General features: G+C 48.4%; 19 protein-coding genes and 1 riboswitch. Of the genes, 9 read left to right on the top strand and 10 right to left on the bottom strand.

Annotated elements, in window-relative coordinates:
* Positions 1 to 14: 14 nt before the first annotated feature.
* Complete coding sequence (locus tag COW15_RS00800; RefSeq protein ID WP_293628803.1) at positions 15 to 3248, bottom strand: EAL domain-containing protein; 3234 nt, start codon at positions 3246 to 3248, stop codon at positions 15 to 17.
* Between the two features lie 401 nt (positions 3249 to 3649).
* Positions 3650 to 4303: a 3,4-dihydroxy-2-butanone-4-phosphate synthase gene (ribB, locus tag COW15_RS00795; protein ID WP_279774901.1), complete on the bottom strand. Its 654-nt coding sequence runs from the start codon at positions 4301 to 4303 to the stop codon at positions 3650 to 3652.
* Between the two features lie 196 nt (positions 4304 to 4499).
* Positions 4500 to 4735, bottom strand: a riboswitch (FMN riboswitch).
* Between the two features lie 240 nt (positions 4736 to 4975).
* Between ribB and COW15_RS00790 the strand changes: the two genes are divergently transcribed.
* Both COW15_RS00790 and COW15_RS00785 read left to right on the top strand, forming a co-directional pair.
* Positions 4976 to 7111, top strand: coding sequence for a S9 family peptidase (locus COW15_RS00790; protein WP_293628798.1), 2136 nt, complete (start codon positions 4976 to 4978; stop codon positions 7109 to 7111).
* A gap of 10 nt (positions 7112 to 7121) precedes the next feature.
* Positions 7122 to 7511 carry a GIY-YIG nuclease family protein gene (locus tag COW15_RS00785; protein ID WP_293628797.1) on the top strand — a complete coding sequence of 130 codons (390 nt, stop codon included), beginning with the start codon at positions 7122 to 7124 and terminating at the stop codon, positions 7509 to 7511.
* A 337-nt stretch (positions 7512 to 7848) separates the two neighbouring features.
* Here COW15_RS00785 and COW15_RS00780 read toward each other — a convergent pair whose 3' ends face one another.
* Positions 7849 to 8196 (bottom strand): NIPSNAP family protein, encoded by a 348-nt coding sequence (locus COW15_RS00780; RefSeq protein WP_293628795.1) that lies wholly within the window; start codon positions 8194 to 8196, stop codon positions 7849 to 7851.
* Between the two features lie 130 nt (positions 8197 to 8326).
* On the opposite strand from COW15_RS00780, the gene COW15_RS00775 reads away from it, so the two are divergent.
* The 3 genes from COW15_RS00775 to COW15_RS00765 all read left to right on the top strand — a co-directional run bounded on the left by COW15_RS00775 (position 8327) and on the right by COW15_RS00765 (position 10518).
* A complete protein-coding gene (locus COW15_RS00775) occupies positions 8327 to 8788 on the top strand; it encodes an AsnC family transcriptional regulator (protein ID WP_263170038.1) in 462 nt (153 codons plus the stop codon).
* Between the two features lie 312 nt (positions 8789 to 9100).
* The gene (locus tag COW15_RS00770; protein ID WP_293628793.1) at positions 9101 to 9586 is read left to right on the top strand and encodes a hypothetical protein; all 486 of its coding nucleotides are present in this window, start codon (positions 9101 to 9103) and stop codon (positions 9584 to 9586) included.
* A gap of 101 nt (positions 9587 to 9687) precedes the next feature.
* Entirely contained in the window at positions 9688 to 10518 is an 831-nt protein-coding gene (locus COW15_RS00765; protein ID WP_293628792.1) for an isocitrate lyase/phosphoenolpyruvate mutase family protein, read from the top strand.
* A 723-nt stretch (positions 10519 to 11241) separates the two neighbouring features.
* Here the strand turns inward: COW15_RS00765 and COW15_RS00760 are convergent.
* Positions 11242 to 12030 carry a hypothetical protein gene (locus COW15_RS00760; RefSeq protein ID WP_293628791.1) on the bottom strand — a complete coding sequence of 263 codons (789 nt, stop codon included), beginning with the start codon at positions 12028 to 12030 and terminating at the stop codon, positions 11242 to 11244.
* A 270-nt stretch (positions 12031 to 12300) separates the two neighbouring features.
* On the opposite strand from COW15_RS00760, the gene COW15_RS00755 reads away from it, so the two are divergent.
* Complete coding sequence (locus COW15_RS00755) at positions 12301 to 13068, top strand: class I SAM-dependent methyltransferase (RefSeq protein WP_293628790.1); 768 nt, start codon at positions 12301 to 12303, stop codon at positions 13066 to 13068.
* A 25-nt stretch (positions 13069 to 13093) separates the two neighbouring features.
* Here the strand turns inward: COW15_RS00755 and COW15_RS00750 are convergent, their stop codons facing one another.
* The 3 genes from COW15_RS00750 to COW15_RS00740 all read right to left on the bottom strand — a co-directional run bounded on the left by COW15_RS00750 (position 13094) and on the right by COW15_RS00740 (position 17824).
* Positions 13094 to 15091, bottom strand: coding sequence for a M14 family metallopeptidase (locus tag COW15_RS00750; protein ID WP_293628788.1), 1998 nt, complete (start codon positions 15089 to 15091; stop codon positions 13094 to 13096).
* Between the two features lie 132 nt (positions 15092 to 15223).
* Positions 15224 to 16342, bottom strand: coding sequence for an FUSC family protein (locus COW15_RS00745; protein WP_293628786.1), 1119 nt, complete (start codon positions 16340 to 16342; stop codon positions 15224 to 15226).
* 252 nt (positions 16343 to 16594) lie between these two features.
* Positions 16595 to 17824: a dicarboxylate/amino acid:cation symporter gene (locus COW15_RS00740; protein ID WP_293628785.1), complete on the bottom strand. Its 1230-nt coding sequence runs from the start codon at positions 17822 to 17824 to the stop codon at positions 16595 to 16597.
* Between the two features lie 493 nt (positions 17825 to 18317).
* Here COW15_RS00740 and COW15_RS00735 point away from each other — a divergent pair, with 493 nt between their 5' ends.
* The 3 genes from COW15_RS00735 to COW15_RS00725 all read left to right on the top strand — a co-directional run bounded on the left by COW15_RS00735 (position 18318) and on the right by COW15_RS00725 (position 21007).
* Positions 18318 to 19499 (top strand): porin, encoded by a 1182-nt coding sequence (locus COW15_RS00735; RefSeq protein WP_293628784.1) that lies wholly within the window; start codon positions 18318 to 18320, stop codon positions 19497 to 19499.
* Between the two features lie 68 nt (positions 19500 to 19567).
* Positions 19568 to 20173, top strand: a complete 606-nt coding sequence (locus COW15_RS00730; RefSeq protein ID WP_293628783.1) for an FMN-binding protein — start codon at positions 19568 to 19570, stop codon at positions 20171 to 20173.
* 30 nt (positions 20174 to 20203) lie between these two features.
* The gene (locus COW15_RS00725; protein WP_293628782.1) at positions 20204 to 21007 is read left to right on the top strand and encodes a PepSY-associated TM helix domain-containing protein; all 804 of its coding nucleotides are present in this window, start codon (positions 20204 to 20206) and stop codon (positions 21005 to 21007) included.
* Positions 21008 to 21131: 124 nt separating this feature from the next.
* On the opposite strand, the gene gorA is transcribed toward COW15_RS00725, so the two are convergent.
* The 3 genes from gorA to COW15_RS00710 form a co-directional block, all read right to left on the bottom strand.
* Entirely contained in the window at positions 21132 to 22487 is a 1356-nt protein-coding gene (gene gorA / locus COW15_RS00720; RefSeq protein ID WP_293628781.1) for a glutathione-disulfide reductase, read from the bottom strand.
* Between the two features lie 156 nt (positions 22488 to 22643).
* Positions 22644 to 23180: a hypothetical protein gene (locus tag COW15_RS00715; protein ID WP_293628780.1), complete on the bottom strand. Its 537-nt coding sequence runs from the start codon at positions 23178 to 23180 to the stop codon at positions 22644 to 22646.
* Between the two features lie 107 nt (positions 23181 to 23287).
* Complete coding sequence (locus COW15_RS00710) at positions 23288 to 24079, bottom strand: hypothetical protein (protein ID WP_293628778.1); 792 nt, start codon at positions 24077 to 24079, stop codon at positions 23288 to 23290.
* Between the last annotated feature and the right edge of the window lie 174 nt (positions 24080 to 24253).

Genomic DNA, 24253 nt, shown 5'->3' with positions numbered 1-24253 from the left:
GTTTTATTTATTAATCAAATAGTTATGCATTCACCATGTTGATTCGTACGTAAAAGCAAGGGAAGTTTTACCTTGAGCAGCGGCGTTATCTCATCGAATGGCAGAGGTTTTGAGATCAAATAGCCCTGGGCGTAGTGGCAGCCTAAGTCGCGGAGGAATTTCCATTGGGCTTCGGTTTCTATCCCCTCGGCCACCAGTTCCATTTCAAGGCTTTGGCCCATCATCACAATGGCTTTAACTAGATTGGCGTTAGAGCTGTTATCGAGGGCGTTTTCCACAAAACTGCGGTCGATTTTGATCACTGAAATAGGGAATTTCTTCAAATAACTCAATGAGGAATAACCTGTCCCAAAATCATCAATATAGATTTGCGAGCCTAAATGGCGAATGGACTCTAGGGTGCTTAAGCAGTGGCTCGCATCGCCCATCAACATGCTTTCGGTGATCTCAATATGCACATTGCATGGGTTCACATGGTGGCGGTTAAAGCATTCCTGTAGCACTTGGTCGAAGCCCATGCCGCGGGTGTTGATACATTGACGGCTGGAAACATTAATGGCGACATTGATATTTAAGCCGCTTTTCTGCCACTGCCTTAGGTCGTGCATGGCTTGGTTGAGCACCCATTCGCCCATAGGCTCGATAAGCCCAGTCTCTTCGGCGATAGCAATAAACTGATCCGGCGGTATTAAGCCAAAATCAGGATCTTGCCAACGGATAAGCGCCTCAACACTGCACACTCGGCCGGTTTTCATATCGACTATGGGTTGATAATGCAGGGCAAATTCATTTTGTGCTACGGCGCGTCGTAGGCGTTGTTCCAGCTCCATGCGAGCATACATGGTTTGATTCATGCCTGCGGTAAAGTACTTGAAGGTGTTTCGTCCGGCATCTTTGGCTTGATACATGGCCATTTCGGTATTGCGGGTGAGGGAACTCACGTCGAGGCCATCTTCGGGATACACGCCAATACCGAAGCTGGCGGAGATCTGGATCTCCCGTTCGTTCAGTATAAAAGGCGCGGATAGGGTTTCAATGATGCGGGTTGCCATATGTTCGATGGCGAGTTCGTTCGTTAGGCGTGGCAATATGAGCACAAATTCATCCCCACCGATGCGGGCGATAAAATCGGTTTTACCCGCGATCCCTTCTAAGCGTTTTGCCACATCTTGCAGTAACAGATCGCCAGTGGCATGGCCCTGTACATCATTAATGTACTTAAATTGATCTAAGTCGATCAGTAGAATAGCCAGCTTACGTGAGTCGTGTTGCGCTACATGGATTTCATGCTGCAGACGTTCATTAAATAGTTTGCGATTCGGCAGGCCGGTGAGACTATCGAAGTTAGCCTGATACCAAAGATCCTGTTCATATTGTTTACGTTTACTGATATCCATAAATAAACCAATATGTTGGATTATCTTCCCCTGCTCGTTTCGTACCACAGTGATCGCCAGATACTCGGGGTACACTTGGCCATCCTTGCGCTTATTCCAGATTTCTCCCTCCCACTTACCTTCCTGTTGCAGCGCCTCCCACATGGCGGTGTAGAAATGCTGGGAATGGCGTTTAGAGCTTAAAAGTGAGGGGCTGCGTCCCTTCACTTCATCTAAGGTGTAGCCTGTGATTTGGCTAAATGCGGGATTGACCAGTTCAATATGGTTATCCGCATCCGTCACCATGATGCCTTCGGCGGAATAATTGAATACGGCGGCGGCGCGATTTAGCGCATGGTTTGCCTTTTGGCGCTCGCTAATCATCAGGTTCATGGCGCGGGCCATACGGCCGAGTTCATCTGAACCTGAAACATTCATATTGATATTGAGCTGAGGATCGGCCGCCATCTGCTGCATGTTATTGGCAATTTTAGTGATTTTGTCGATAAAGCTGCGAATAATCTTACGCCCAAGCCAGAGTGTGATAGTGGCGGTAAAAAAGGCGGAAAATAGGTATAAGCCGAGAAGCGTCAGGGCTTGGTTCTGCTGGGTTTCGCTCTGCTGCGCCATGGACTCAGTGATCTCATCACCGATGGCATGCAGTTCATTGATGCGATCCGTTGTCAGTGACCACCAATCTTTACTGCTTACTGGATGGGGTGGCATTAAGAGTTTTTCTATTGCCCCACTCAGATCTGTGTCGTTCACATGGGCGAGGGTGGTGATCTCTTCGAGGGGAAGTCTTTGATGTTGCAGTTGTTGTAGCTTAGACATGCCAAATTGGTATTGGCCAATGCTGTCTTCGATAACATTGACAGTGGGGATTAAGCTTGGCAGATTGCGGATCTCATGATTTAGTTCGTCGAGATTAAGTTGAATAACCGCCAGTGCCCGATTGAATTTATCCAGTGAGTTAGCGTCGCCCCTGAGCAAATAGTCCTGATAGCTATCGATTAAACCGCCATAGCCTAGATGGGCATTGATGTTTTGTACTAAAGTGCTGACACGGATCTGTTGTTCAATCTGTTGGCTGATATTGAGTATTCGTAGGCTTTCTGGCGAAGCTTGTACTTGGCGGGTCAGGGATTGCCTATCTGAAATGGAGGCATTACTAGCATGCAAAATGGCTTGGCCATATTCGTACATTATCGTACTTATGCTCCGATAATCATTGATGCTTAATGAGTTTGATAACAGCATACGATTAATGGCACTGCGTTCTTTGACCGCAAGCTCCTGTACCATCAGTAGATTTAGTAAATCGGCATAGGCGCGGGACTGGCTAATGTCGTTGGTTTGCAGTTGTAGCAGTTGGATCAGCTGCAATAGCTGGGCATTAAGCTGATTATATAAGTTGCTGAAGACATGAGGAGATTGTTTTAACACATCCTGACGGGCCGATATGAGTTTGTGGCTCGAAAGCCGTAGCGCGTCGAGCCGCTCCTGCAATTGCGCCGCTCCCAGTCGGTCACTATCTAAGGCGGCAATTAAGCCGATGAGAGATGGCCCATTGAGCAACTCATCCAATGTCTTAGTCGTGTGCTGTTGCTGCTGTAGTAACCCTGTTTGATCCTGGGACCTTGCCGTTTGATTCGGCTGAACACTTAGGCCGTATTCGTTATGTAGCTGATAGAGGAGTTCAGTAATCTGTACCGTTGTTTGTATGGCCAGATGATTGTGAGTCGCGGCGTGGTATTCCCTCGCAAGAACATACATACGTGTTAGCACAAACAAGCTCATCATCAGCAAGGGTAATAGCGAAAACAGAATGAGTTTCTGCTTCAAACTGAGGTGATGTAGCGTGGATGGCATGCAAACTTACTCCTACTCCATTTGCCAGGTGGGAGACATAAAAAAATCAAGGCGTTCGCCTTGATGCGGTATTGAGCAGTGAAAGACCTGGCATTGGTTATGGATATTTAACATAGACAGAGAAGTGCCGCGACCCCTAGTTTATGGATATCTAATCTAGGTCACGAAATTAAGCAATTTGTTATATATATATCTAAGGTGTTATTTTTGTTTATGTATTTCCCTCCTATCAAACAAAATAACCATTTGTCTGTGATATTGAGCGGCATTTGAGCATTGTGTGTTTTCTTATGGGCTAGGAGTCGCCTTGAGTGGCAAAAGCAATAAAAAAAGACGCTGGCGGTGGCAAGCGTCTTTGGGGATAACGGCTGTATAGCATTGCCTCTTATGGGCTTGGAGGCTTAGCCTACATTGGCTAATAATGACTTACGGTAAACCACGATATCTTCAATCGTTAGCACTGGCATATTGTGCTCCGCACCAAAGGCGATGATTTCTGGCAGGCGCGCCATAGTGCCATCGGGATTGGTGACTTCGCATAACACGCCCGCAGGCTTAAGTCCGGCCAATTGCATTAAATCGATAGTGCCTTCGGTATGGCCACGGCGAGTTAACACGCCACCGGGTTGGGCGCGCAGTGGATATACATGGCCTGGGCGAGCCAAATCACTTGGCTTAGCATTGTCGGCGATAGCGGTTTTAATGGTAGTGACACGGTCAGCGGCCGAAACGCCTGTGGTGACGCCCACTTTAGCTTCGATACTCACAGTAAACGCGGTGCCATATTGGCTTGAGTTGTTTTCCACCATAGGTGGCAGCTCGAGGGCTTTGACCTTTTCATCCGGTAAACACAAACATACGATACCGCTGCATTCGCGAATCAGCATGGCCATTTGAGCATTGGTCAGTGACTCGGCGGCAAAAATTAAGTCGCCTTCGTTTTCTCTATCTTCATCATCGACGACCAACACACCTTGGCCTTGGCGCAGGGCAGCAAGACCCGCTTCAACGCGTTCGATAGCTGTACCAAAAGGAGCAAGTAAAGACTGATTCATGGTTAATATCCTTAAAAATACGACATGGGAATTTCCAGAATCAGGGCGTGCAGAAATACAGCTATTACCCCAAAGGGGATTAGCTGTAGCAATAGACCCATTTAAGCGCAATGGCTTAGGTCGGGTAATTGCAAAATATGAGGCTAACAGCCGGGATACTCAGACAAAGCTTAATGCCAACTATCCTAGTGTTGTCTTACATTCTCTTCCATCCGGACTCAGTACTGTCGCTATCTGCAAACAGTCCATTACCGTCGGCTCTGGAATATTAGGGCTACCTCGTTAGGCGTTAACCATGGCGAGAAAACCTAAGTCACCAGATCTGCTGACCCCGAAATTGCGTTCGGGCGCTCGCGGGCTTTAGTGGGAGTGAAAACGCTCACGACACTATTTACCGCCGGTGGGGAGTTTCACCCCGCCCTGAGAATTGTTGTTAGGCTCTAGCCTAAAAACGCGGTTATGTTGCGCCTATTTAGTTGGAATGGCAATAAAATCGCGCCATAAATTGGGCAATGTTTGCGCAAGCGCACAACGCCTTGAGATCCTTAAGCAAGCGCAATCTTTAGGAAACTCGCAACAAGCGCTAGCTTGGGTATATCATATCCGGCACATCAATTTATTGGCTTGCCGTCGTATCTTACGATGGTGTTTGAACGTCACAAGGACGTATAAATGCGCACTCTGCTGCTTACTTTAGGTCTCGCTATGCTATTACCCGGTTGCTCCACTCAAAAAGGGCAAGTCTCTGCGCCCGTTGCGGAAAAAATTCCCCATGTGATGACCTTGCACGGGGTCACGCGCACCGACGATTACTACTGGATGCGTGACGATAAACGTCAAGATCCTAAGGTATTGGCGCATCTGAATGCCGAAAACCGTTACACCCAAGCTTACTTTAAGCCGCTTAAGTCATTACAGGATGGACTGTTTAAAGAGTTGACCGAGCGTTTGGTCGCCGATGAGTCGAGCGTGCCTTACCAATGGCACCAGCACAGCTATTACCGCCGCTACCAAGAGGGCAGCGAATATCCGCTGATCGCCCGTAAGGGCAGCGACGGGATTGAGCAACTGATGCTTGACGTGAATGAACGCGCCAAGGGCCATGAGTTTTATGGTTTAGGTGGTGTCAGCGTCAGCCCGGATGAAACCATGTTGGCCTTCGGTGAAGATCTGTTAAGCCGCCGCGTGTATCACATCTACTTTAAAGATATTGAATCCGGCGCCATGATCACCGATGTGCTTGAAAATACAGAGGGACGCATCGTTTGGGGCAATGATAATCGCCATGTGTTTTATATCGCCAAGGATCTGCAAACCCTGCTGGGCTATCAAGTGTACCGCCACGAGTTAGGCACGCCACAGTCCCGTGATGTGCTGGTATATGAGGAGCAGGATGACTCGTTTTATATTGCCCTTGGCAAAACCTTAGATGAATCTCAAATTGTGCTATTCCACGAGAACACCACCACCAGTGAAGTGTCGGTGTTGAATGCCAACGATCCCTTAAGTTTGTTTAAACCCGTACTCGCGCGGGAAGAAGGCCATGAATACAGCGTCTCTAAGCTGGGCGACAGCTATTACATTCTGACCAACTGGCAGGCGACCAACTTCCGTTTAATGAAAGTGGCGATTAAGGATGCCGCCGATAAGTCCAAATGGCAGGAGGTGGTTGCCCATAATCCCAATGCGCGGCTTGAAGATGAACTCGTGCTTAAGGATTACCTGATTATTCAAACCCGTGAGAGTGGCCTGACGCGCATAAAAGTGATGCCATTCAATGGTCAAAAGCCCTTTGAGCTGAGTTTCGATGAACCCGCCTATGTGCTAGGTTTAGATGTTAACGCCCAGCAAGATAGCGACAAGTTACGGATTTTCTACTCGAGCCTGACTACGCCCGAGGCGATTTATGAGTACCATTTAAGCAATCCCGATAGACGCGATCTGCTTAAGCAGGAACAAGTGCTCGGCGGCTTCGATGCCAGCCAGTACCGCGCCGAACGTTTATTTGTCACCGCCCGCGATGGCGCTAAGGTGCCAGTGTCCTTGGTGTATCGTAAGGATAAATTCAAGAAAGACGGCACTAACCCTCTATATCAATATGGTTATGGTTCATACGGTTACACTGTAGAGCCTGACTTTTCTTCGTCGGTAATCAGTTTGCTCGACCGTGGCTTTGTGTATGCCATCGCCCATGTGCGCGGCAGCGAAATGTTGGGCCGCCCTTGGTATGATGCTGGCAAATTACTAAATAAAAAGAATACCTTTAATGACTTTATCGATGTCACTACGGCGTTAACCGAGCAAGGTTATGGCGATAAGAATAAAGTGGTCGCCGCGGGCGGCAGTGCTGGCGGGCTGTTAATGGGCGCGATTGCCAATATGGCACCGGAGAAGTATTTTGCCATCGCGGCCCATGTACCCTTTGTGGATGTAGTAACGACTATGCTCGATGAGTCGATTCCACTGACCACCAATGAGTACGACGAGTGGGGCAATCCTAATGAGAAGACCTATTTCGACTATATGCTCAGCTACTCGCCCTATGACAATGTCGCCGACCATGAGTACCCCCATCTGTTAGTGACCACGGGTCTGCATGATTCACAGGTGCAGTATTTCGAACCCGCTAAATGGGTAGCGAAACTGCGCGAAGTGCAGAATAAGTGGTACAAGCTGGACGATAAGGTATTGTTATTCGACGTCGATATGGATGCCGGCCACGGTGGTAAGAGCGGCCGTTACCGCCAGTATCAAGACACGGCGCAGGAATATGCCTTCTTCTTAAGCCAGCTAGGCATAACTAAGTAGGCGCCAACGGGTGACCGATTTAGTATTTGAAACAGCAAGTTCAACTCCCTCGGCTAACCCCCAAAAAGGGGCTAGCCAAGCGCAAGCTGTTACTTCGGAGCAAGGTGCGAGGTCAGAGATAGAACAAGCCTCGATGTGGTATCTATACCTTATCCGCTGCGCCAATGGCCACTTATACACAGGCATCACCACAGATGTCGCACGGCGATTTAACGAACATCAATCAAGCAGCCCCAAGGCGGCAAAATACCTGCGCGGCAAAGGGCCATTAACCCTGATGTATCGAGAACCAGTCGGTACCCGCAGCGATGCCCTAAAGCGTGAAATCGCGGTTAAAAAGTTAAACCGTAGTCAAAAGCTCGCTTTGATAGCGTTAGGTATGATGGCGGGGAACGATTAAGCTCAGCCATTCCAGTGACTCGCCATGAACTCATCCCTGAGGGCTCGACGGTGGCATCTGCTGCATATGGAAGTGCGAATGCCGCGATCACATGGATGTGAAAGAGCGGCCATGTCACGGACGGTCACTTCCATGTCAGTGCTTAATCCCGTTAACCACGGAGTGTTCTGTTAGCCTGCACATATCCGAATTCTGTTGTTACGTTGCAAAATTTAACCATGGGTTTCTCGATAAACTTCTTTAGGCAAATCGATCTGCAATGGAAAAAGTAACAAAACCGACGCAACTGCAAACAGGTTTACAATGCTTGGCTGGTTGTGGAACCAGCCATTGTTGATCAGAGGGTTGGTCCGGCCTGTTGGCGTAAGCTCTTGAGCAAAGTAGCATCGGCCGCCAACATCATGGTGTTGCAGCTTTCGATGCAGGCTAAAATGGCGGTCCGTGGCCCGTTTTGCCAAGCGGCACTGGCATAAAACGCCTGCTGGCTTTGCTCACAATCCGCTATGCTGTGATAAGCCCGCACTAACATGTAGGCATCTGGGGTTTGCAAAGAGGCGGTGGCGAGCACCACATCAATTCCGGCGGCGGCCAGTAGCGGCAAGGATTTTTCCTGTAACAATTGATGGAACTCTGACCCAGTGCCTGGTTTTAATTGGTAACTGCGAATTTCAATGATATTTTTCATGGTTGAACATCTGCTAAAGTGGTAAAAACAAGCCACTATGGTAAGTGGGAACCTCGTTCCGATACAGCGCAAATCCCAAGCATTTGCCGCGATATAACCACTCAATTCAAGATATTTCACTAGGTTTACTATGGCTTTTGAACTTGATAACTACGACCGTAAAATTATCGCCCTATTGCAAAGCAATGCGCGCATCAGTTACACCGAAATTGGCCGGCAAGTCCATCTCACTGCGCCCGCCGTGACAGAGCGGGTGCGGCGTCTGGAAGAGGCTGGGGTGATTACGGGCTACCAAACACGAGTCAATTTGCGCGCCTTGGGTTATAGCTTTGAAGCCTTTATCAATATTGTGGTGGATTCACATGCTGCCCTAGATGCTTGGGCCGCAGCGCATTCCGAGGTGTTAGCACTGCATGCGACCACCGGTAACCACTGTGCGTTGATGCACATAGGTGTCACCTCGCCGGAACATTTACAAGGCGTGTTAATGTCGTTGGGTAAAATAGGTAAAACCAGTACCTCGATGGTGCTGTCATCTCAGTTTGAAAACCGTCCACGCTGTCATGGTGATCAATTGCCGAAATCCTCCTAATGTACACCCATAAACGGGTGCCTTCTAACGGTTATTTGCAGTATCAGCGCCGCCTATAATCAGCACCAGTACCGCCTGTTACTAACAAATGTGCAACGTTTTTCAACCTTAAATCCTGTACTTGAGGGGCAATTTAGCAAGCTTTCGCCGCTTGTGCGAAATCCAAAGTAAAACCGGTTTAAATCTGTGAAATCTGTGGTTCACCTAGGCTAATTACTTGGTTTTGTCTATGTCCTGATAGAGACCGGCACCTTATGATCTCGTTCGGCACTTGCCCTTTCTACACCATCACTCAGTCAAGGAAAACAAAGTGTGAATGACCCTAAACATGATTTTGATTTTTTCGTCGGCCGCTGGCGGATAGAGAACCAACGGCTGCGTCATCGTTTGCAACACTCCAACGACTGGGAGCATTTCGAAGCGAACCAAGAGATGCGATTGCTGCCCGGAGGCATCGGCAACTACGATGATTTCCTCGCACCCTCCTGGCGCCCGGGTTTTGTCGGCATGTCGCTGCGTTTATTTAATCCGCAAACGCAATTGTGGAGTATTTATTGGCTCGACAATACCAACGCGGGTCTTGATGGCGCCGGTAGTTTAATGCCGCCCGTCGTAGGTAAGTTTGAAAATGGTATTGGCATCTTCGAATGTGATGATGAACTGGACGGCAAACCTATTCTGGTTCGTTATAAATGGTTTGATACTGATACCGAAACCCCGCGCTGGGAGCAAGCGATGTCTGCTGATCAAGGTAAAACCTGGGAAGTGAATTGGCGTATGCAAATGTTCCGACAATAAATTTATGGTTGCAAACCCGAATCGTGTTGAAGAACCAAGCAGTAGATTATGGATATACCCAAACAACCCACCACTCTGGCACTTAAAAATATAGGAAAATCATGCTAAGCACTAAATTAATAAACAAAATCACGACATTCCGCCAGTTGCACAGTCAAGGCGGTTTACTACTCAATAATGTATGGGATGTGATGAGTGCGCATCTTGCCGAAAAAGCTGGAGCGACCGCAATTGCGACAACCAGCGCAGGTGTTGCATGGTCAATGGGATATGCCGATGGCCATACCATCCCACGCAAGTGTGTGATGCAACATGCGGCCGCAATTGTAGCCAGCACCGAATTGCCTGTGTCTATCGACGTTGAAAACGGCTTGCTAAGCACTGGTGAAAATATGAGCGACTTGGCGCAAGATTTGTTGGCAGCTGGAGTGGCGGGCGTGAATCTGGAAGATACACAGGACGGCAGTATGCTCGACCTTGTGAGCGGCGCACAACGCATTCAACAACTGCGTGACGCCTGCCATGCATTGGGCTACCCGTTATTTATTAATGCCCGGATGGATGTATTGCTTCGCGGCGGGAACAAGGATGCCGACAGCTTAATCAACCGAGCTCAATCTTATATTGCTGCTGGTGCTGATGGGGTTTTTATTCCCGGTTTAATCGATTTGACACTGTGCCAGCAAGTCGCCCGTGCCATCGACGCACCGTTGAGTGTGATGGCATTATCGGGTGCGCCAAGCGCCAACGAAATATTCGCCACAGGAGTCAAACGTTATAGCGCAGGGTCCTTCATGGCCGAATCCGCATATAGCCATGTGTTGGCTCAGATGCAAATATTTCAGCAAACCGGTTATTTGCAACCTGCTGAGAGTCATTTGAGTTATGGCGAGATGAACCAGATGATCGGCTCGTTGGAAATTGCCGACTAAAGCATCGGAAGAGCCAGCCAGCATCAAGGCATGGCTGGCGTAAAAAAGTGCTACCAATAACCAATTTATCTAGACACTCACTGTTAAATTTTCTTACAGGAATGATAGGGCTGGAAAAACTCTTTTAGGATTAACAGCCTGCACCGGAGGTTCAGAAGTTCATCTCCCCCGCGAAGTTGCTGAGGGGCGTTGAAGACTCTTTATTAAAAGGATAGAGCGTGATGCAGACAGGATGCCGAGTTAGCTTTCGGACTCTCAGTTTAACTTCAAGGGGATGTACCATCGGAAGCGCTAGCGATTTTCGAATAAGCACGAAGCTAGTAACTAATGCATGTAACTTCGCTAGGGGCGTCTTGGCTGCTTGTGAAAACATTAGCAAGGAGGATAGGACGAGCAGTCCTCCTTGGTCGGGTGTGGGGTGAAGCCCCACGACTTTGACTTTTTAAATATATCAACAAACAAAATAACGCCTTATTTATATACTCATTGCTACATTTTGCTCCGAAAAGACAAATTGGTAAAAAGTTACCAGCAATTTACCTGAATCGAGTCTGAGAAAGTCTCAGACGCAAAAAAAGATGCCACTACAAGGGGTTAGTGGCATAAAGTGCATAAGCATGTCCATGAAACGGTAACGCAAAAGGGGTGGGTAGAAGACTGACATTTTGGTTGGGAACCGTTACAACATCAGTCTCTACGCCGGGAAGAAGGTCAATACTCGGGTTATTTCATGCTCACTGGACCGTCGATTTTATCGAAGCTCACATCCCCTGAACCTGCCGAGAGAATGGTTAAACCCTTAGTGTTCACCACGTTAATATCGCCTGAGCCATCGTTGATGGTGACTGTGCTTTGCACATTGGCGACTGCAATTTCGCCTGAACCATCATCGATAGTAATGCTGCCTTTAATATCATTGACTTGAATGCCACCAGATCCGTCGATAATCGCGAGGCTACCATTTACTTGGCTGACTTCAATTGCGCCCGAGCCATCGTCGATGCTGACATTATTGCCGCCGTGGATAACCAGTTCGCCCGAGCCATCCTTCACCTTGATATCGGCGGTCATCTTATTGATCAAAATTGCACCCGAACCATCGTCAATATCCAACGCTAATCCAGCTGGCACCTGCAGCTTAAGATCGATATAGGGCGAGTAATTACTGAAGTTAGCGTGGGACTCAAAATCGGCTTTGAGCATGGCTTTATTGGCCTTTTTCTCAAGGGTGAGGATCACCTTGCTATCGTCATTGCTGTCATTATTGCTATAGATATCAGCGACTAGCTTAATTTGAGTTAGGCCTTCTACACCGATAATCTCGAGACTGCCCGCACCGGTTTCGGCGACTAGCTCCTGCAAGTCTTGACTATCGAGTGTGAGTTCACGCTGCTGGTGGTCTAAATCCGGCATACCGGCGGCGTTAACATTGATAATGCAGCCAGTGAGTGACACGCCAACCGTAAAGAGGGCGACAAATCCTAGGGTGAATAAAAAAGGGCGTAGTGACATTTTCTTCTTCCTTGTTTTCGACACTCGACGACCGACTGAGTGCTGAACTGTTAGCGATAAACTTTATATCACTCGAGATTGCACATCCTATGCCAATTTTAAAATATCTTAATAATCATTGATATATTGTAAATGTGTCCGTCAAGCGTTAAGTGGACATGTCCGCTGAATAAGTGATTTAGCTATTGATTAGTGAAATTACTCATTTATTAGGTTAGCGTGTGTCCCAACATTCCTGCTTGATTAAAAGCGCAACCTGAAAGGATTCACATGGATTACTTAACGACCAATAAAATCGCCTGGGATGCCCGCACTCGTGTGCACTTAACCTCTGATTTTTATGATGTTGAAGGCTTTTTGAATGGCAAAACATCCTTAACGGAAATCGAGCTGAGTGAACTGGATGTGGCGGGTAAAAGCTTACTGCATCTGCAATGTCATTTTGGTCTAGATACCCTGTCGTGGGCGCGAATGGGCGCAAAAGTGATTGGGGTCGATTTATCCGAGGTGGCGATTGCAGAGGCGCACAAGTTGGCACTGCAGGCGCAGTTGTCCGCCGAGTTTATCTGTAGCGATGTCTACAGTGTTGCGGGCAAAGTTGAGCCGCAAGATATTGTTTTTACATCCTATGGCGCGATTGTTTGGTTGCCAGATTTAACGCTTTGGGCGCAGACCATTGCGCGCTGTTTAAAGCCCGGCGGACAGTTTTACATGGCCGAGTTTCATCCGGCGCAGCAGCTATTCGATGGTTATAGCTATTTTAATCGGGGTGAGCCAGACATTGAGCAGGAAGGCACTTATACCGAAAATGCCGGTGATGAGCAGCAAACCTTAATGTGCTGGTCGCATAGTTTGTCCGAAGTGATCAATGCATTATTGCGGGCGGGTTTGGAACTGGAGTTCTTCCACGAATTTGCGTTTAGTCCCTATAACTGTTTCGAAGGGCTAGAGGCGCAAACCGATGGTCGTTATGTGTTAACACACCAAGGGCTGCATGTGCCCTTGGTGTATAGCATCAGTGCGCGTAAGCCTGCGTAATTCTTGCCATTTTTAATAGCGAGGATTAACGGCTGCGGTAGACTGGATACGTAAGATATTGATTATCGTAGTAAGGACTGCGCTCATAGAACCAGCGTAGGCGTGCCTCGGGATCGGCGGCAAACTCTGGGTTTTCCAGCGCTTTATTAAATTCAGCCTGTAATTTAGGGTCGTCGCTAAGCATCTTGGCGGCCAGCGGCTCTACCGCATAGTCCTCAATATATTCGGTACGGGTAAAGATTGGGTTAAAGAAGCCCCACTGCAGCAGTGAATCCGGTGATTGTGGCTCGAGCAGTAAAATCGCCAGATCGCCTAAGGGTTGGTCTGTGCTGATTTTCACTGTGCCCGCGGGCAAGGTGGTGGTCAGTTTGGCCAGTGTCGAGTCGGCCTTCACCGTCAGTCGTCCCTCAAAGGCTTTGGTATTAAATACGGGACTGCTTAAGGCGTATTGCTGCAGCTTAAGCTCAGTTGGTTTACTTAAACGTGTCATCCGGATGCCGTGTAGATTTAAGCGGTCGATCACTTGTGTCCACTGGGCGGGAATATAGTAAGCACTAGGACGAGTGACTTTAATATCGGGCACGGTTTCGGCAATCACAGGTAAATTGGGGTACAGCTTTGGCTCGCCTGTCCAACGCACTACCTCGGTGCCGCTAATCGGACTCTGCTCAAGCTGGTAATCTATGCCTTTAAAATCCCAGCCCTTAGCCAGTGGTGCCGATTTCCAGGTTAATGTGATTAGCGGCGAGGCGCGGTATTTATCCTCTTGAATCGCACTCTTTAACTTGGTCGCTTGGTCGCCAACGGTTTTCAGGGTTTGCTCTAGCATCACATAGGTGCCGAGTACGCGCTGCTTAAAGGGTTTTAAGCTGTGGTTCTCAATCAAAATAGTGGGCAGATGGCGGGCATCACCATAACCATTAGAGAAGCGTGGGCTAGGGTTCCACAGTGACATGCCCTTAGTGATATCGGTATTGTCGACGGCGAAAATCAGCGGGCCGGGAATATGACCCTGCTCGCTTAATGCCGCTTCTACCGCTGGGCGGTAGCTATTTTCGAGCCAGCGGAAACTGGCGGGACTCAAGCCTTGGGCGAGGTTGTAGCCGAAGGTGATATCGTATTGGTAATCGATGCCGTCCGTGACATGCACATCGATATACAGATCCGGCTGCCACACATTGATGGCCCGCAGCATATGCTGCATCTCTAAGGTGTCGGCCTTGGCATAGTCGCGGTTCAGGTTGAGGTTATTGGCATTGGTGCGCCAGCCCATATTCACTGGACCGCGTTGGTTAACGCGATTAAATTCGCCGCTGCGCTCATGGGCATCGACACTAAATATGGGCACAAATAACAGGTTGGCTTTTTCGATTAGATCGCTTTTCTCGCCCTTAATAATGTCGCGTAGCAACATCATGCCGGCATCTTTACCGTCGATTTCCCCTGAGTGGATCCCCGCCTGCACCAGAATCGTCGGCTTAGTGTTTTGCTTAAGGCGCGCCGATTCGTTTATGCCTTCGCTACTGGCGACATACATCCAAATATCGCGACCTTGAGGGCTCTTGCCTAGGCTGACTTTCTGCAATTTAGTGGTTTCGGCCGCTAATCGGTCGAGCCATGCGATGGTATCGTCATAGCTTGAGCTTTCGATGCCATTGCTTTGCTCGAAGGGCGTCGCCCATTCATTGTCTGCGCTGAGTAACAGCGACTCGCTGGCACCGTGCCAAGTGATGCTCGGCGGTAAAATGGCGTCATTTACAAAGGTATTGGCGCGAGTCGGTGTCGCTGTCACTGTGGTTTCGGGAGCGGCTTCTGTCGCGGGCGAAGCGCTGCTCTCGGTGCTGGCTTCAACCGCGGCGATTTTAGTGGCCTCAGTGTTGGCAACTTCAGCGTTGGCAGCTCCAGTAGTCGTCACTTCGGGTTGCGCGACTTCGGTATTCGCGGCAACGGCTAAATGGGTTGTGAATAATGAACCCGCCGATAAGCAGGCGATTGCGACAACGGAAAGGGAAAACAAGCGCATGAAAAGAGTCCACATATCGAATTTTTATTAGGGCGGTATCTTTTCATTAAACCCCCAGCAAGCGCAAGGGCTGCCAAGGGTTTATCTTGGTTTACGGTCACGGTTTTTGGCCGCAATGACCGCCGTCACGGCTTAAGATTGATTTGAGATTTTATGTAACACGGTTTGTCCGCTATAGGCGATTTCGATAATCTCGATATCGGCATAAAGCGCTTCGACGGCGATGGCGAGTTGATAGATAAGCCAGCCGTAACCCGTGAGGGCAAATCCCTGCGCCACCTCATTTGCTAAAGGGGCTGAATTTGGCGTCTGGGCGGCCAAGCTGAATTGTAATCTCTGCTGTAACTCTTGCTCTAGGGCGCTGGGCAAAGTCGGTAAAGCCGCGGTTTTACCCGCGACAAATGCGCCAAGACGCTGAAGATAAGCCGTAAGCTCGGCGGCGATGCGGTTGATTTGATGGTATGCCTCTTTGTCGGCTTCCTGCCAGCGACTTAAGGGCAGTAGTTCGAGTAGGGGGATCAGCCGAACCTGTTTATTGACTAATTCCGCCAGCAGCACTTTATGCTTTTTCAGGGTTTGGCTTTCCCACTCGAGGGAGAAAAACAGTTTCTTCTGGGTTAATACCGCCTTCATGGCCGCTTCGAGATCGGCGCGAAAATCTAAATCATGGTTGGCTGGCGCCTGTAAATGCTGAGTGAGCACCTTGGCCATACTGTCGATGGCATTGGCGAGCTGACTGCGCCAGTCCTGTTTAGCTTTAATTGGGAAGATAAATAGCGACACCAAAATCGCGATAATACAGCCGAGTAGAATATTGGCCGTTCGCCACAGCGCCTCAGAGGTATCATGGTTGGCATCGCCAACGACGATAATGATGGTAAATCCCGCGACCAGATAGGCGTAACTGTAGCGTCCCGCCGAGATAAAACAGATCAGTGTTACCCCTAAAATCAACAGCCCCATAATCAGCCAATAACTGTCGATAGTCGCCACTAACATCACGCCGTAAGCCGACCCTAAACAAGTACCTACCGCCCGTTGCAGGGACTTTTCAATCGCGCCGCCTACCTGTGGCAGACTCATCATAATGATCACAATAGTCACCATGCTCCAAATAAAATGTGGCGGCGACCAAATGGCATTGATGGTCACGGCAATCAGCAGGGCGAGGCCGAGTTTAAGTGCGTGTATGGCGCGGAAATGGCGATAGATAAAGTCGGCAAAGGGGCTTGCTGGGGCAAAGACGGACATAGTGCAACACTCCTTTGGACTGACGATAGCCAAGCCATTATCGCAGAAAGCTTCAGTGCCAGTATGGCTTGGCTGATAAAGAAATACGAATTGCGAGGCCAAGCCACTTGGGCTTAGTCCAAGGCGCCGACAAGATCACATTAAGGTTTTGGACGTCGAGTAAATGGGCACAATAAGGGCAAACGTAGCGCATAAAAAAGGCTTGAATAGGCAAGCCTATTCAAGCCTGGGTATATCAGTGTATTCACGCAGTTAGTTCGAGGTCTGCTCTGCAGTATATTTATCCATAATAACGGCGCAGGCCGCATCGCCCGTGATGTTTAGCGCGGTGCGGATCATGTCAAATACCCTGTCTAGGGCGAATAACAGTGGTAAACCATCGATCGGAATCCCTGCGGCCAATAGCACTGCGACCACTAAAAATGACGGCCCCGGCACACCCGCTTGGCCAATGGCGCCTAAGGTGGAGGTGAAGATAATCGCGGCATAGGCCGTCATCGACAGATCCACGTTGTACATCTGGGCGAAGAACATGGCGACTAAACCATAATAAATCGCGTTGCCGCTCATATTAATCGTCGCGCCTAAGGGCAGCACAAAGGCGGTGGTTGCCTTAGAGACCTTTAGATCTTCTTCGCAGGTCTCCATATTCACCGGCAGCGTTGCCATAGATGATGCCGTCGATAGCGCCATCACCTGCGGCTTTTTCATCGCCGAAATAAACTGGCGTGCCGACACCTTAGAGAACAGTTGCACCATCAATGGGAAGAACACAAAACCGTAAATCAGAATCGCGGCCACAAACACGGCAAATAACTTAAACACGACCTCTAGCGCATCGAAACCGAAGGTGCCGACGGAATCGGCCATCAAACCAAATACCCCAATGGGCGCGATGATCATCACGCAGTTGATCATCCACACAAAGGCATCGACGACGGTATTTAACGCCGCCATGATGGGTTTAGCACCATCGCCTTTAACTTTAGTGAGTGCGATACCAAAAAATATGCTAAACACAAGAATTTGCAGGATATTTCCGCCAGTGAGCGATTCGAACACATTGGTTGGGATCATGCCAATAAAGGTATCTATTACCCCGGGTAGAGCACCATGTTCTGCGGTTACTTCCATCAAACCACTGCTGCTATGGGCGGTGAAGTCGACACCGGCGCCGGGTGTAAACATAATGCCCATGACTAGCGCCAAGGCGACGGCAAGCCCAGAGGTGACAATAAAGAAACCGAAGGTGCCGACACCAATCTTACCCGCCGAGGGACTATCACCTAAGCTAGCTGCGCCGCTAATGATAGAAACCAGTACCAGTGGGATTACTAGCATCTTGATTAAATGGATAAAAATAGTACCGAGCGGTGCGAAGATGCTCGCGCTTTCACCCATGATAAAACCGACGAGTGCGCCAATAATCATGGCAATAATCACTTGCACACCAATGTTGCCTAACAAACTCTTGCTCTTCATTCTTGCGAAACTCCCCAGTTACCGCGGCATTTTTGTGTCTTATGGCTCGTTCTAGCTACAGGCATGCCCTCGCTTTTAGCGTAAAAAGCCCAGCCCTGACACGTTTTTTGGGCGCTTAAGGTATCACAGTTGGCATAATTGGATTTGTGAAACATCACTAACCTTGGTTTTAAAATAACCAAAATCTAAATCAGGTTAGCGTTAAATGGTAAATGTTCAAAATATAAATATAAAAAATGAGGATAATTTATTTTTTATGGTTTTTTTAGCGTGTAATTTGTTGAATTGTGATTTTTATGGGAATTCAGGGTGCTTGGTATACCTAAAAGTGCGTTGTGGGCATCGAGCCTTACCTTAGTGGTATTTTAGTAAATAGGAATTGATCTAGATCATAAATTCAAATGCGAATTGTTTGCATTATTTAAACCAGTGTGTAAAATCGTCACAAATTTTTACATATGTTTACAAATAATGACCATTTTTGGGGATAATAATGAAAAAAACACTACTCGCTAGCGCGCTATTGGGCCTCTTTGCTAGCCATCAAGCGCTCGCAACGGATGAAACACAAGAACTGCGTAAAGTCATTGAGCAGCAACAGCAAGTGCTGCAGGATCTTGAAAAGCGCTTAGAAGAAACTGAAAAACGAGTAGAAAAAACCGCCGATGCCGTTGAAGAAACAGGCTCAAGCAAGAGTGCAACGACCATTGGTGGTTATGGCGAACTGCACTACAACAACATCTCTGACAACATTAAAGACACTGACAAAAAAGAGTTCGATTTTCATCGTTTTGTGTTGTTCTTTGGTCATGAATTTACTGAAAAAACCCGTTTTTTCTCCGAGCTAGAAGTTGAACATGCATTGGCCGGTGAAGGGAAAAAGGGTGAAGTTGAGATAGAACAAGCTTATCTCGAACATGATTTTAACCAGAGCTTCACGGGTAAAGCGGGTCTGTTCCTGATGCCCGTCGGTATCACCAACGAAACCCACGAGCCACCTGCATTTTACGGTGTTGAGCGTAATCCCGTTGAAGCTGACATTATCCCCGCGACTTGGTGGGAAGCGGGTTTAGCGTTAAATATTAAAGCGGCTCCCGGCCTAGCATTTGATACCGCAGTGACGAGTGGTCTTGCCGTTGCTACAACGGGCGACAAAGCCTTTAATATTCGTAGCGGTCGCCAAAAAGTGTCTAACGCTAAGGGTGAAGATTTAGCTTATACCGCCCGCGTGAAATACACCGCAGTGCCAGGTTTAGAGCTGGCCGCTTCTGCACAATACCAAACGGATTTAACCCAAGGGGCTGCGGGTGTCGATACGGCATCGGCCACGCTGTTAACCGCGCACGCTATCTACAGCATTCAAAACTTCACCATTAAAGCGCTTTATGCTCAATGGGATATCGATGGCAAAGAGGCCGAAGCCCTAGGACAAGATAAGCAGCAAGGTTATTACATTGAGCCATCGTATCGTTTCAACGACAGCTTTGGTGTCTTCGCCCGTTACAATGCATGGGATAACAAGGCTGGTAATAGCACTGATACCGAAATCACCCAAACCAACATTGGTGTGAATTATTGGTTACATGAAAACGTGGTGTTTAAAGCCGATTATGAAACCCAAGGTGGCGCTAAAGACGCCGACGGTTTCAACTTAGGTGTGGGTTACCAGTTCTAAACACTGTGTCTCACTCGAGTCACACATCTGCGGATGTGTGACTTTATTCATTATTCTTGAAGGTTTTTATGGGCATAGTTTTCCCTGCACTGACAAAGGCTAATCCGCGCCTTGGCAGATCATTGATTCGCAGCCTAGCGATATTATTACTCGTGGTATGCCCACTGCGGCTGAGCGCCGTCGAATATCAAAGTGCCGATGCCTTTATTCAACAGGCGTTTAATGGCAATAAAGGCACAACTAAGGTCTATTGGGTTGACGACCATGCCAAACAGGTTATCGAATCGATACTTGCCCATAGTTTCAATAAGATGCGCCTTCGTTATTGGCAGCAAGACAATGAAACCGTGTGGATTTTAGATGAAATAGGCAAAGAAGCGCCAATCACAGTCGGGATCCATATTAAAGACCAAGCCATAGTCAGGACTAAGGTATTGGTTTACCGTGAAAGCCGCGGCGATGAAGTTCGCCATGATTTCTTTACGGATCAATTTAAATCAGCCAAACTCGACGACCAAACTCAACTCGATCAGCATATTGACGGTATTACCGGCGCCACCTTGTCGGTCAGAGCCTTGACGAAACTGTCTCGTATTGCTTTGTGGCTCGATAACTATGTTACAAAAGCCGAAGCTACAAAAGCCAAAGTGACCAAGGCCGAAAAGAGTCAATAATAGTCAACTAGCCAGACGTAAAATGTAACTATGACTCGTAAGCATAAACCACAATCGATACAGACTATTAGCTACAAATTTGCCCGCGCGCTTCGCCCCTGGCACCGTCGACTGGGTATCTTAAGCTGTTTATTTATCCTATTGCTCGCCGTGACGGGTGTCGCCATCAATCACAGCCAAGCACTACAGCTTAATAAATCCCCAGTGCAACAAACTTGGTTGTTGGATTATTACGGGATTGCGACGCCCCAGCATATTGCCCAATTTGGCAGTGAAGCCCAGCCGCTATTGATCACAGATAACCGACTCTGGCTGGGGCGTGAACCAATACTCGAGGCTCAAAACCCATTAATTAGTGCGGTGTTTCTGCCTAATCTGTTGATAGCTATTGATAATAATCAACTTTATCTATTCGATAGCCAAGGGCACTTACAGGAAACTCAAAATAGCAGCACAGGTTTACCCAGAGGTTTAGAGGCCTTAGCCATTGAATCATCTCCCCTCGATGCAACCCACGCCGAAACAGTCAATCGCGTTTGGCTTAAAACCACTGCAGGCTATTTTCAAGCCGACGAAAATCTTATCGATTGGATACCTGCACAGCCATTAGCGCCATTGCAGTGGGTCACGCCAGCGGATCCTGTGGACGCAGATATGATTCAATACGCCCGCAGCACAAACCTCAACTGGGAAAGGGTGATGCTAGATTTGCACAGCGGCCGCTTATTTGGCGCCTACGCCGTGTGGCTATGGGATATTTTCGGATTAGCGTTATTGCTGGTATCCCTAAGCGGCCTTTGGCTGTGGATAAAGCAAACCAAATCTAAGCGATAAACTTGTTTACTCAGTCAAACCGCCGAAGGCCAACAGTGGTGGCAAGATTGAGAACCGCGCAAATATAAAAAAGGCCAGCTATGCTACTGGCCTTAATCATTGCTTCTAAGACGCTTCGCCACAATTATCTAAGCGTAACAAATTCCTCGGCACCCGTTGGGTGAATGGCGACAACGGCATCGAAGTCGGCCTTGGTTGCGCCCATTTTAAGTGCGACTCCAAAACCTTGGAGGATCTCATCCATTCCAAAACCTATGCCGTGAATACCGACAACCTTTTCGTCCTTGCCAGCGCAAACTAATTTCATCTTACAGGCTTGGCGATGGCTGGTGACGGCGGTGTACATTGAGGTAAATGTCGACGTATACACTTTGACGTTATCATCGCCGTATTGAGTGCGCGCCTCGGGTTCGGTCAGGCCCATAGTGCCGATGGGAGGATGGCTAAACACTACGGTTGGGATCAGGCTGTAATCCATTTTTGCATCTGTCATGCCGTTAAATAAACGCTCGGATAACAAACGGCCCGCTTTAACTGCGACAGGGGTGAGTTCTACGCCGCCCGCCATAATGTCGCCGACACAGTAAATCCCTTTATGAGTGGTATTTTGCTGCTCGTCCGTGATGACATAACCTTTGCTATCTAATTGCACTTCGGTGTTTTCTAAGCCGATATTGCCGGTGGCGGGTGAACGGCCAATGGCCCAAATCAGACAATCGACAGTGACGCTCTCGCCATTCTCTAGGCTTAATGTCAGGCTGTTATCGGCATTTTTGACCACGGCTTTTGGCACGCTATGGGTGTGCAATGTTGGGCCTTCGGTGGCCATGGCATCGACTAGGGCGTCGATAAGCATAGGGTCGAAGTTGCGCAGCGGCGCATGCTTACGCACAAATAAGTGGGTTTCGCTGCCAAGGGCGTGTAACACACCAGCGACTTCGACCGCGATATAGCCAGCGCCAACAACGGCAACACGTTTAGGTTGTTCACGCAGGGCGAAGAAACCATCGGAGTCGATACCATATTCGGCACCGGGAATATTTGGAATAGTTGGCGCGCCGCCGGTGGCGATCAGGATATGATCGGCGGTGTAATGTTCGCCGTTAACTTCGATGGTGTTGCCATCGATAAAGCGGCCGTAGCCATTTAACAGGGTCACTTTGTTATTGGCAAAACCACGGCCGTAGGCATCGTGAATGCGGCCAATATAGGCTTCGCGGCTGTTGACTAAGGTGCTCCAATCGAATTTATTAACAGTGACATCGAAGCCATAATCTTTGGCGTAAAGGTGCATAGCTTCGGCAACATGGGCGCCATACCACATGACTTTTTTCGGTACACAGCCTACGTTTACACAGGTGCCACCCACGTGTTTAGCTTCGATAAGCAACACCTTAGCGCCACGCATTGCCGCTCGGTTTGCTGAGGCAATACCGCCGCTGCCAGCGCCTAGGCAGATATAGTCAAAATGTTGAGCCATGAGTTTCTCCGTCTTACTTCAAGGATGAGGTGCTTTACAGCAGAAGGTCATTGTAGGGCGGATTGTGCTTACAGACCAGCCTATTGCATGGGTTGGCAATAGGACCGTGGTTTTACTGAAAATATTCCAGTAGCACGGTCGTTTGGGTTAAACCATTTAGCGGCGATACTGGCAGCGGGAGTGATCGTCTTGATTTGGCCCTTCGGCACCACATTTTAAACATTGCCATTCCTGCTGGCGGGCACTCAGTTCATCGGAGCGATATTTGGCTGTGTTACCCTGTTTGCTACGCATTTGGGCTTCTAACTGATTCATTCGTTGGTCTAGCCAGCGGCAGTTAGGATCATTTGCGACGCGTTCACGACTAGCAAGCTGCTGTTTACGGCTGAGTTTTTTATTCTTATTTGCTTTAGTCGCTGTGGTTGATTTAGGTGTTTTGGTTTTGGGTTCTGCGGAGGTAGTGGGAGCCGAATACTCGAACCCACTCTGTGGCTCGCTGGGGATGATAATCGGCTTCCCCTCACTGTCGAGCAGCGTTCCTAAGGGCAAAGGCTCGGCCTGCGCCGGTTGTGGCAAAGACACTAAACTGGGGTCGGGTGCCTGACGCGCATTGACCGAATCTGTTAAAGGTATAAAAAGTATGGCAAAAACCATAAGTGCAGTGCGGGTGAAATATAACTGATGCGCTAACATTCCCTGTTCCTCGGCATAAAAGGGGTGAAGATGAACGTCGCTCCGTCGACGTTTTCAGTGTAGTTAGCGGGTCGGGTTTTGCCAAATTCAGCCTAATATTGGGAGCATTAAAAGGTCATCGAAAAGTGAATGCCTGCGTAGGTTTGGTCCTGTGAGCCTAAATCGCCATTGGCCGCGGCTTCTTGCTCAATATCGCCCTGGGCAATGCTATGGCTAAGATGCCCGCTAACACTCATATTGGGCAGCAGTTGGTAAGCGGCCTCTAGGCCAAATTGTAGGTTGTTTCGACCGTTGTGCGCCTCAGTTCGATATTTAAAATCAAATCCTTGGGTGATATATGGGGTAAGAGTGAATTGCTCAGTGATATCCCAGTAACTGTGTAAACTCGCCTCGATTAAGTAACCTGCAGCCTCGGTGGAGTAGACATAACTCATCGAGGGTACTAGCCATGGGGTGGCCGTGTACGCAAGCTCGGTAAAGAATTCGTTATCTTGGCAGCGGTTGCTGCTGTAGCCTTCAATGCGTTGATATCCCAGATTGGCTTCTAAGTTATCAGTCAAATTCAAGCGATATTCGAGGCCGATATTCCACTCTGTATAGGCTTGACTATCGCCGCGGCCGACTAAGGCATAGGTGGTTAGATTGCCATACTGGACCGAGGCGTTTAGCCAATAGATGCCACCCAGTGATAAATTATTCCGCCCCTGTGAGATGTATTTGCTGTCCCAGCCCAAGTCCAAGTTTACTGCCAAAGGTTCAATAGGTTGAGTCTGCAATGTGGCACTCGAAAGACTCTCTGTTTGGGATAAACTTTCATTCGCGCTTGAGGTTTGGCTGAGAAATAACAGACCTAAGGTGCAGAGGGTGCGAGTGATGGAATTGACTGAGCTGGTGGTCATAGGTTTGCCAATCAGGCTAGTGATGTGGATTTGGTGCAGATACTAACGTCGATAAATCTAATTGTTAATGAGAATGGATCTAATTTGCGATCAACTCATCAAGATTCACTCAGTAAACTAAGCGTAAAGATTAATTGAGATCTGGCTCACTTTTTTCGGTGGTGATTCTAGATA

The organism is Shewanella sp. CG12_big_fil_rev_8_21_14_0_65_47_15 (assembly GCF_002783505.1).
GTDB lineage: Bacteria > Pseudomonadota > Gammaproteobacteria > Enterobacterales > Shewanellaceae > Shewanella.
This window is presented reverse-complemented; position numbering and strand designations above follow the sequence as displayed.

Coding starts and splice junctions, on each gene's coding strand:
- COW15_RS00800 (WP_293628803.1), bottom strand. CDS start 3,248: ATGCCATCCACGCTACATCACCTCAGTTTGAAGCAGAAACTCATTCTG.
- ribB (WP_279774901.1), bottom strand. CDS start 4,303: ATGAATCAGTCTTTACTTGCTCCTTTTGGTACAGCTATCGAACGCGTT.
- COW15_RS00790 (WP_293628798.1), top strand. CDS start 4,976: ATGCGCACTCTGCTGCTTACTTTAGGTCTCGCTATGCTATTACCCGGT.
- COW15_RS00780 (WP_293628795.1), bottom strand. CDS start 8,196: ATGAAAAATATCATTGAAATTCGCAGTTACCAATTAAAACCAGGCACT.
- COW15_RS00775 (WP_263170038.1), top strand. CDS start 8,327: ATGGCTTTTGAACTTGATAACTACGACCGTAAAATTATCGCCCTATTG.
- COW15_RS00765 (WP_293628792.1), top strand. CDS start 9,688: ATGCTAAGCACTAAATTAATAAACAAAATCACGACATTCCGCCAGTTG.
- COW15_RS00760 (WP_293628791.1), bottom strand. CDS start 12,030: ATGTCACTACGCCCTTTTTTATTCACCCTAGGATTTGTCGCCCTCTTT.
- COW15_RS00755 (WP_293628790.1), top strand. CDS start 12,301: ATGGATTACTTAACGACCAATAAAATCGCCTGGGATGCCCGCACTCGT.
- COW15_RS00750 (WP_293628788.1), bottom strand. CDS start 15,091: ATGCGCTTGTTTTCCCTTTCCGTTGTCGCAATCGCCTGCTTATCGGCG.
- COW15_RS00745 (WP_293628786.1), bottom strand. CDS start 16,342: ATGTCCGTCTTTGCCCCAGCAAGCCCCTTTGCCGACTTTATCTATCGC.
- COW15_RS00740 (WP_293628785.1), bottom strand. CDS start 17,824: ATGAAGAGCAAGAGTTTGTTAGGCAACATTGGTGTGCAAGTGATTATT.
- COW15_RS00735 (WP_293628784.1), top strand. CDS start 18,318: ATGAAAAAAACACTACTCGCTAGCGCGCTATTGGGCCTCTTTGCTAGC.
- COW15_RS00730 (WP_293628783.1), top strand. CDS start 19,568: ATGGGCATAGTTTTCCCTGCACTGACAAAGGCTAATCCGCGCCTTGGC.
- COW15_RS00725 (WP_293628782.1), top strand. CDS start 20,204: ATGACTCGTAAGCATAAACCACAATCGATACAGACTATTAGCTACAAA.
- gorA (WP_293628781.1), bottom strand. CDS start 22,487: ATGGCTCAACATTTTGACTATATCTGCCTAGGCGCTGGCAGCGGCGGT.
- COW15_RS00715 (WP_293628780.1), bottom strand. CDS start 23,180: ATGTTAGCGCATCAGTTATATTTCACCCGCACTGCACTTATGGTTTTT.
- COW15_RS00710 (WP_293628778.1), bottom strand. CDS start 24,079: ATGACCACCAGCTCAGTCAATTCCATCACTCGCACCCTCTGCACCTTA.